This window comes from Citrobacter sp. Cpo032, assembly GCF_030332975.1.
In the GTDB taxonomy this organism is placed as follows: Bacteria; Pseudomonadota; Gammaproteobacteria; order Enterobacterales; family Enterobacteriaceae; genus Citrobacter; species Citrobacter portucalensis.
In genome coordinates, this window is the sequence record NZ_JAOWGU010000052.1 from 473,778 (window position 1) to 481,886 (window position 8,109).

6 protein-coding genes and 2 tRNA genes are annotated in these 8,109 nt (G+C 54.4%); 1 reads left to right on the plus strand and 7 read right to left on the minus strand.

Annotation, left to right across the window (positions count from 1 at the left end):
• Window positions 1–5: 5 nt before the first annotated feature.
• From miaA to nnr, 5 genes are read right to left on the minus strand one after another with little or no spacing between them, the layout of a single operon-like run.
• Window positions 6–956: a tRNA (adenosine(37)-N6)-dimethylallyltransferase MiaA gene (gene miaA / locus OGY33_RS24230; protein WP_191238915.1), complete on the minus strand. Its 951-nt coding sequence runs from the start codon at window positions 954–956 to the stop codon at window positions 6–8.
• Window positions 949–2,835: a DNA mismatch repair endonuclease MutL gene (gene mutL, locus OGY33_RS24235; RefSeq protein WP_191238916.1), complete on the minus strand. Its 1,887-nt coding sequence runs from the start codon at window positions 2,833–2,835 to the stop codon at window positions 949–951. The genes miaA and mutL overlap by 8 nt, the downstream gene beginning before the upstream one ends.
• Window positions 2,836–2,844: 9 nt before the next feature.
• Window positions 2,845–4,170, minus strand: coding sequence for an N-acetylmuramoyl-L-alanine amidase AmiB (amiB, locus tag OGY33_RS24240; RefSeq protein ID WP_032942167.1), 1,326 nt, complete (start codon window positions 4,168–4,170; stop codon window positions 2,845–2,847).
• Between the two features lie 16 nt (window positions 4,171–4,186).
• The gene (tsaE, locus tag OGY33_RS24245; protein ID WP_008786002.1) at window positions 4,187–4,648 is read right to left on the minus strand and encodes a tRNA (adenosine(37)-N6)-threonylcarbamoyltransferase complex ATPase subunit type 1 TsaE; all 462 of its coding nucleotides are present in this window, start codon (window positions 4,646–4,648) and stop codon (window positions 4,187–4,189) included.
• On the minus strand, window positions 4,620–6,167 hold the full coding sequence (gene nnr / locus OGY33_RS24250) for a bifunctional ADP-dependent NAD(P)H-hydrate dehydratase/NAD(P)H-hydrate epimerase (protein WP_191238917.1): 1,548 nt from the start codon (window positions 6,165–6,167) through the stop codon (window positions 4,620–4,622). Before nnr ends, tsaE begins: the two co-directional genes overlap by 29 nt.
• On the opposite strand from nnr, the gene queG reads away from it, so the two are divergent.
• Entirely contained in the window at window positions 6,166–7,305 is a 1,140-nt protein-coding gene (queG, locus tag OGY33_RS24255) for a tRNA epoxyqueuosine(34) reductase QueG (RefSeq protein ID WP_048215092.1), read from the plus strand. The two genes, nnr and queG, sit on opposite strands and share 2 nt — an antisense overlap.
• Before the next feature lie 269 nt (window positions 7,306–7,574).
• Here queG and OGY33_RS24260 read toward each other — a convergent pair.
• Together OGY33_RS24260 and OGY33_RS24265 are read right to left on the minus strand one after the other, a co-directional pair.
• Window positions 7,575–7,650: transfer RNA gene (locus OGY33_RS24260), tRNA-Gly, on the minus strand.
• 157 nt (window positions 7,651–7,807) lie between these two features.
• Window positions 7,808–7,883: transfer RNA gene (locus OGY33_RS24265), tRNA-Gly, on the minus strand.
• Between the last annotated feature and the right edge of the window lie 226 nt (window positions 7,884–8,109).

The window sequence follows — 8,109 nt, forward strand, 5'->3', positions numbered from 1 at the left end:
CACATTCAGTTCGCGATAGCACCAACAACCTGTAATACTTCGTTTCGCGCCTGGTCAGGCTTTTCACTGTCAAGCCAGTGCACCCCTTCCCAACCACGCAACCAGGTTACCTGTCGCTTCGCCAACTGCCTCGTGGCGCAAACACCTCTATAAACCATTTCATCGTATGAAATTTCACCTTCAATGTATGACCACATCTGGCGATACCCTACACAACGAATGGAAGGCAAATCCGTATGCAAATCTCCACGGGCAAAAAGCGCCCGGACTTCTGCTTCAAAACCTGAAGCTAACATCTGATGAAAACGCTGCTCAATTCGCTGATGGAGCAGTTCACGGCTCGCCGGGGCGATTGCAAACTGATGCACCTGATACGGCAAAGCATCTCCTGACGTTTGCGTCAGCTCCGTTAAAGTTTTACCCGAAATGAAAAAAACTTCCAGTGCCCGGGAAAGTCTTTGCGGATCATTTGGATGAATACGCGCCGCTGCCACGGGATCGATGTCCTGAAGCTGTCGGTGTAACGCGTCCCAACCCTGCTCTGCCGCCTGCTGCTCAATTCTGGCCCTGACTTCCGGGTCCGCCGACGGTAACGGCGACAGTCCTTCAAGCAAGGCTTTGAAATATAACATTGTGCCGCCCACCAGCAACGGGATACGGCCCGTGGCGGTGATGTCGGCCATCTCGGCTAACGCATCGCGACGAAAATCCGCAGCGGAGTACGCCTGCGATGGATCGCGGATATTCAGCAATCGGTGCGGTGCGGCCTGTAATTCAGCGGCATCAGGCTTAGCTGTACCGATATCCATCCCCTTGTAAATAAGGGCGGAATCAACGCTTATCAACTCTATGGGCAAAACTTTACGCAATTCAATTGCTAATGCCGTTTTACCGGAGGCCGTTGGCCCCATCAAAAAAATCGCCTTTGGCAGGCTCGCCTTACGGGTATCACTCATGTTTCAGGGCATTCATTACCGAATGTAAATCAACAGGTTGTAACAGACCACCCGGCGGTGCCTTCACGAGTTGTGGGCAGAGCCGCTCAACATCCGCTAACAGCGTAATCGCCTGTGCCATGCTCCACTGTGGATGCTCGCTCATCAGATTACGTGCGATCCACTGTGCAATATTGCCCGGCTCGAATACGGATTGCTGCGCCAGGTAGCCTATCAGTTCAGGAATCAAGATTTGTAAATTTTGTTGGCGTAAGGGTAAAGGCACCGCCCGGATGGTCACATGCTGCGCATCCAGCTGAAATTCAATGCCCAACTCAGCCAGTTGGCTCTGTCCTTTTTGCAGTGCCGCTTTTTCATCGGCGGTCACTTTTAGACGTAAAGGGATTAATAACGGTTGAGCACAAACCGCTCCCTGATCCGGCGTTAACTGCGCCTGACGCAGCCAACGCTCAGCCACCGGTAATGCCAACAACCGAATATGGCCATCGCACTCGAGTAACGCGCAGTCTGCACCAACTATCGTTAGCACCCGGCCAAAGCCCTGACTGCTGCCAGTCAGAGGCGTCGATGGCGTTTCAGAGACCGGCGTTTTACGCGTTGGAGCAGGCGTCTGCATCAGTTGCTGATAAATTTCGCCCTGCTGCTTTTGGTATCCGGGTTGAGCATGAGGCCAACTGGCCCCCGCCTGACGGCCACCGCCACCACTACTGCCACCACTATTGCCACTTCCAGTGCCAGCGGATGCTGAGTACCGCGGTGTCGCAGGTTCACGCGCGGGAGCCGGCTCGGCAAAATGGTTGCGTCCAGCAGCAACGCGGTTTTCCGGAATGTGCCTTGGGGCGGGTTCGTCGTCATCAGCCAACGGCAGCGGCGTTTCAAGCTGCTGTTGCAGGACACTCAACACGCCCTGGTAAATAAAATCGTGCACCAGCCGGGATTGATGGAAACGGACCTCATGTTTAGCTGGGTGTACGTTGACATCCACTTGATGCGGATCGATTTCCAGATACAACACAAAAGCGGGCTGTTGATCGGCTCCCAGCTTATCTTCACAGGCCTGGCGGATAGCATGGTTGATCAGCCGGTCGCGCATCATCCGACCATTCACGTAGCAGTACTGGATTTCTGCCAGTGCTGCCGTTGTGTGGTTAGGATCGGCCACCCAGCCGCGCAATGTTAAATCGCCATGCTGCCATTCGATCGCCAGCGCATGCTCCAGAAACGGCGTGCCGCAAATCGCGCCCAGTCGGCGCTCTTTCTGCCCATCCGCGGCCACTGCCCGGTACTGACGCACCACTTTGCCGTTGTGCGACAAATTTATCGTCACATCAAAACGCGCCAGCGCAATGCGGCGAATAATCTCGTCGATATGATTAAATTCGGTTTTCTCGGTGCGCATAAATTTGCGCCGCGCCGGAGTGTTGTAGAACAGATCTAGCACCTCCAGCGTGGTTCCCACCGGATGCGCAGCGGGTTTAACTGTGACATCCATGTCACGCCCTTCGGCATACGCCTGCCAGGCTTCGGGTTGTTCTTGCGTACGCGACGTCAGGGTTAAACGAGACACGGAGCTGATACTGGCCAGCGCTTCGCCGCGAAATCCGAGGCTTACGATGGCTTCAAGATCGTCAAGCGAGGCTATTTTACTGGTGGCATGACGCGCCAACGCCAACGCCAGCTCGTCTTTTTTAATCCCGCAGCCGTTGTCACGAATACGGATAAGCTTCGCGCCGCCGCGTTCAATATCGATATCAATGCGCGTCGCACCGGCATCGATGCTGTTTTCCACCAGCTCTTTCACCACTGACGCAGGCCGTTCTACCACCTCGCCTGCGGCAATCTGGTTCGCCAGCTGTGGCGGTAGAACCTGAATCGGCATGGCTAATCCTTAATTTGTTAACGTGTTACCCGGCGATATGGCGCTGGCGGTTTGCGCCGGTGCGCCCTGCGGCCCGGTTTGCATCGGGTGCGCCTGGAAATAGTTACGCAATCCTTTGTAAATCGCCTCAGCCAGTTGCTGCTGGTAATCATCGCTCGCCAACAGACGTTCTTCGCTGTTGTTACTGATAAAGCCAGTTTCAACCAGCACTGACGGGATATCAGGCGAACGCAGTACGCCAAGACTGGCGTGTTCTGGACGACGCTTATGCATCGAACCAATACGTTCTAACTGGCCGATCATGCTGGTCGCCACATCATACCCGACGCGCTGCGAATGACCGAACTGCAGATCCAGTACGGCCTGGCTGAGATAAGGATCGGACTGGCTGTTTGCCAGCACATCGCCCGCGCCGCCCAACAGCTCCGATTGCTTCTCGTGCTGTTCCAGCCAGCCGGCCATCTCACTGTTCGCCCGACGGTTTGACAGCACCCAAACGGAAGCACCTGTGGCATCACGATTTGGCGCGGCATCCGCGTGAATAGAAACCAGGAAATTGGCGTTTTGTTTACGCGCGACGTCTGAACGCCCCATCACCGAGATAAAGTAATCACCATCACGGGTGAGTACACCTTTAAACATCGGGTCATCATTGAGCAAACTGCGCAGCTTGCGCGCCACGGCAATCGTGACGTTTTTCTCACGCGTGCCGCCAGGACCAATAGCGCCAGGATCCTGTCCACCGTGTCCGGCATCAATGGCAATCACCACCTTATCGCCGTTGCTGGTGCTGGCGCGCGCCGCAGGGCGCGTGGAGGTATTGCTGTTAGTCACAGCCGTAGTGCGATCGTTTTCTGCTTTAAACGGATTGCGCGCTGGCTCGACAGGACGTGGGGCAACAATCGGCGCTTCAACACGCTTTGCAACCACGGGAGGTGGAGGCGGCGGCGCATCAGCGTTAATGGTAAACACGACGGTATAATTGCCGCCGTTCTGGCGTTTTACTGCTTCGGCTTTACCGTTCTCGGTTAAATCCACCACCAGGCGCAGAGACTGCGCATCTTTTGGTGTGCCGGAACGGATAGATTTCACCAGATTATTGCCGCTAAACAGCAGCGGTAACCCCTGAATCACACCGGTTTGTTTAATATCCAGCGCGACGGTTCGTTTCCCGTCCTGCGAAACGGCATATTCAGGATCGCCAATAAAGCTCAGCGTAATCCGCGCCTGTTGATCGCCATTGGACACCTGAAGATCGGAGAGGCTGGCGGCCCCTGCCTGCGCGCACAGCAGGACCAGGGTTGCCATCAGCCAGTTTCTGATGCGATAAATCATCCCGCCACCCTTAAGGTTAATCGGCTAAACGCGCCAGCAATAAATCACCTGATGAGGAGACTGCGCTTACACGCGCCTCTCGACCTTGCGCCTGGTATTCAATGTGTATTTCGACGTCCGGGTCTGGCAGTACACCTTTACCTTGTTGCGGCCATTCCACCAGGCAGATGGCATCATTGGCAAAATAATCGCGGATCCCCATAAATTCCAGCTCCTCTGGGTCCGCAAGTCGGTATAAATCGAAGTGATATACCATCAAGTTATCGAGTGAATAGGGTTCAACCAGCGTGTAGGTGGGGCTTTTTACATTACCTTTATGACCTAACGCCTGCAGAAATCCCCGGCTGAAGGTGGTTTTACCCGCCCCCAGGTCGCCGTACAAATATATAACCGTCGCGCCGTCACAGGCTTTGGCTACCCGCAGTCCCAGGTCTAAAGTCGCCTGCTCATCAGGTAGTGGAATTACTCGATTCATCATGATAAACGTCAATCACATCAGGGTTAACAATACGCTGTAGCGTGGTAAAGAGATCTGTCGCCAGCATGCCGCGCGTACCAAAACGCGCCGCCAGCACATCCGCCGCCGCTCCGTGCGCAACACATCCCGCACATGCTGCATCATACGGGGTAAGCTTCTGTCCGAGCAATGCGCCAATAATACCGGAAAGCACATCCCCCATTCCGCCGCTGGCCATCCCGGCATTGCCGGTATCAATAATACCCAACTCCGCCTGTTCAGCAGCAACAACCGTACCCGCGCCTTTCAGCACCACCACGCCTCCGTACCGTTTTACCAGACGTTGTGCACAAAGTAAGCGATCGTCTTCAATTTCTGCAATGGAACAACCCAGCAGTCGCGCGGCTTCACCTGGATGCGGCGTGATCACGCGATTGTGACGTTTATCGGGGTTGATTGCCAGCAGGTTCAGCGCATCCGCATCCCAGAGCATCGGTTTGCGAAAATTCTCCACTTTTTGCAGCGCTTTTTTGCCCCACTCCTGCTGACCAAGCCCGGGGCCTATCACCACTACATCCGCCCACGCCAGGCTCTCTTCCAGCGTCTGCGGCGTCAGCGCATCGACCATCAGTTCCGGTCTGGCTGTCAAAATAGGCGCAATGTTTTCACTGCGCGTCAGCACTTTGACCAGCCCGGCACCTGCTCGCAGCGCGGCTTCCCCGGCCATGCGTATTGCGCCTGCCGTACCGTGGTCACCGCCGATAATCACCAGTCGACCGTGGGACCCCTTGTGCGAGGTGGGTCGACGCGGCGTTAGCCAGTGTGCAAGCTGTTGAGCATCAAAACGTTGTATTGGCGCATTCTGCCCCGCCAGCCAGTCGTCCAGCCCAAGTGCGTTAACATGCAGACGCCCGGTGACATCGCGCGCTTTACCGGTGAGCAGGCCCGGCTTGAGTGCAATAAAGGTAATGGTATGCGCTGCGTTGATGACCGCGCCCGGCGTCGCTCCCGTATGCGCTAGCAGGCCGGAGGGAATATCTATCGCCACGGTGGGGGCTGGGTGAGAATTGGCACGTTCAATCAATACCGAGAGAGACTCACGCGGCGCATGTTTTAAGCCAGTGCCTGACAGCGCATCAATAATGACGTCCACGTTATTTGGCCAATTGATATCCGCCGCGTGAATGACGCCACCAGCGTTAAGCCAGGCATCACGCGCCTGCTGCGCCTCCTCGGGGAGCGGTTTGTCACTTTCCTGCGCCAGCAACGTAACTTCAAGACCCAGCGCTTTGGCAAGTCTTGCCACTACGTAACCATCACCGCCGTTGTTGCCATGACCACATAGCACCAGCCAGTGCCGGGCGTTCGGATAAGCCTCACGAGTGACCTGAAACGCCGCCTCTCCCGCCCGTTGCATCAGTTCGTACAGTGTCAGCCCTGAACTGTCTGCCGCCTCTCGCTCCATCCGCCTGATGTCATCGGCGTGCCAGATGGAGTGTGGTATACTTGCGGGGTTTTTCTTCATTGTATGGTCCGTCATGTCAGAGCCCCTCGATCTCAATCAGTTAGCGCAAAATATTAAGCAGTGGGGGCTGGAGCTTGGCTTTCAGCAGGTCGGGATTGCCGATACCGACCTCAGCGAAGCGGAACCCAAACTGCAGGCCTGGCTGGATAAACAATACCACGGCGAGATGGACTGGATGGCCCGTCACGGCATGATGCGCGCCCGACCTCACGAATTATTGCCCGGTACGCTACGTGTCATCAGCGTACGTATGAACTATCTTCCTGCCAATGCGGCCTTCGCCAGCACGTTGAAGAATCCTTCTCTGGGTTACGTCAGCCGTTACGCGCTGGGGCGCGACTACCATAAGCTGCTACGTAACCGCTTAAAAAAGCTGGGAGAGATGATTCAACAGCACTGCGTTTCGCTGAATTTTAGACCTTTTGTCGATTCTGCGCCCATTCTTGAGCGTCCGTTAGCGGAAAAAGCCGGGCTTGGCTGGACAGGTAAGCACTCACTTATCCTCAATCGCGAAGCCGGTTCATTTTTCTTCCTCGGGGAATTACTGATCGACTTACCCCTACCGATCGACCAACCAGTAGAAGAAGGATGTGGGAAATGCGTCGCCTGCATGACCATCTGTCCCACCGGGGCCATTGTTGAACCCTACACGGTGGATGCGCGCCGCTGTATCTCTTATCTCACTATCGAACTGGAAGGCGCGATCCCGGAAGAATTTCGTCCATTGTTGGGGAATCGAATTTACGGCTGCGATGATTGCCAGCTTATTTGCCCGTGGAACCGCTATTCACAGTTGACGGCAGAAGATGACTTCAACCCGCGCAAGCAGCTTCATGCTCCGGAGTTAATAGAGCTGTTTAGCTGGAGCGAAGCGTGGTTTTTAAAAGTCACGGAGGGGTCTGCCATTCGTCGTATTGGCCACCTGCGCTGGCTGCGAAATATCGCCGTTGCGTTGGGTAATGCTCCCTGGAATGAAGCCATTCTTCACGCACTGGAAAGTCGCAGAGGTGAGCACCCACTTCTCGACGAACACATAGAGTGGGCGGTTGCTCAGCAAATCGAGAAGCGAAATGCCTGCGTAGTTGAGGTGCAGCTACCGCAGAAACAACGTTTGGTCAGGGTCATTGAGAAGGGTCTGCCGCGCGACGCTTAAGTCATCCACAGCTTGTGTATAAAAATAAAAACACATTGATATTCAAGAGGGAAAAAATCGTCAAGTGATCGCATTAACAATTTGCAATGATAATTAAATCAATAATTTCAAATAGTTAAAATGATACTATTCACCCGGCGAAGTTTTTTGCATTCCAGGAATAATACCCGAACCTGTGGATAAGTCTGTTTACAAGAGTATGTCAATGACGAAACAAAACGTCCCCAACGCGATTATTCGTTGTGGATATTTTTATTGGGGTAAGAATTTGGAGCGGGAAACGAGACTCGAACTCGCGACCCCGACCTTGGCAAGGTCGTGCTCTACCAACTGAGCTATTCCCGCTTAATCTTCGTCTTTCGAACCACTACTGCGTAGGCTGCCTTCATTCGCCTGAGTCACTTACTTCAGTAAGCTCCTAAGGACTCATTCAGTTGCCGCCTTGTCGCAATTCGAAATCCTGCGATTTGGTGGTCTGTGCTTAACAAGCACTTTCAAATTTTGGAGCGGGAAACGAGACTCGAACTCGCGACCCCGACCTTGGCAAGGTCGTGCTCTACCAACTGAGCTATTCCCGCATAATCTTCGTCTTTCGAACCGCTACTGCGTTGGCTGCCTTCATTCGCCTAAGTCACTTACTTTAGTAAGCTCCTAAGGACTCATTCAGTTGCCGCCTTGTCGCAATTCGAAATCCTGCGATTGGTGGTCTGTGCTTTACAAGCATTTTCAAATTTTGGAGCGGGAAACGAGACTCGAACTCGCGACCCCGACCTTGGCAAGGTCGTGCTCTACCAACTGAGCTAT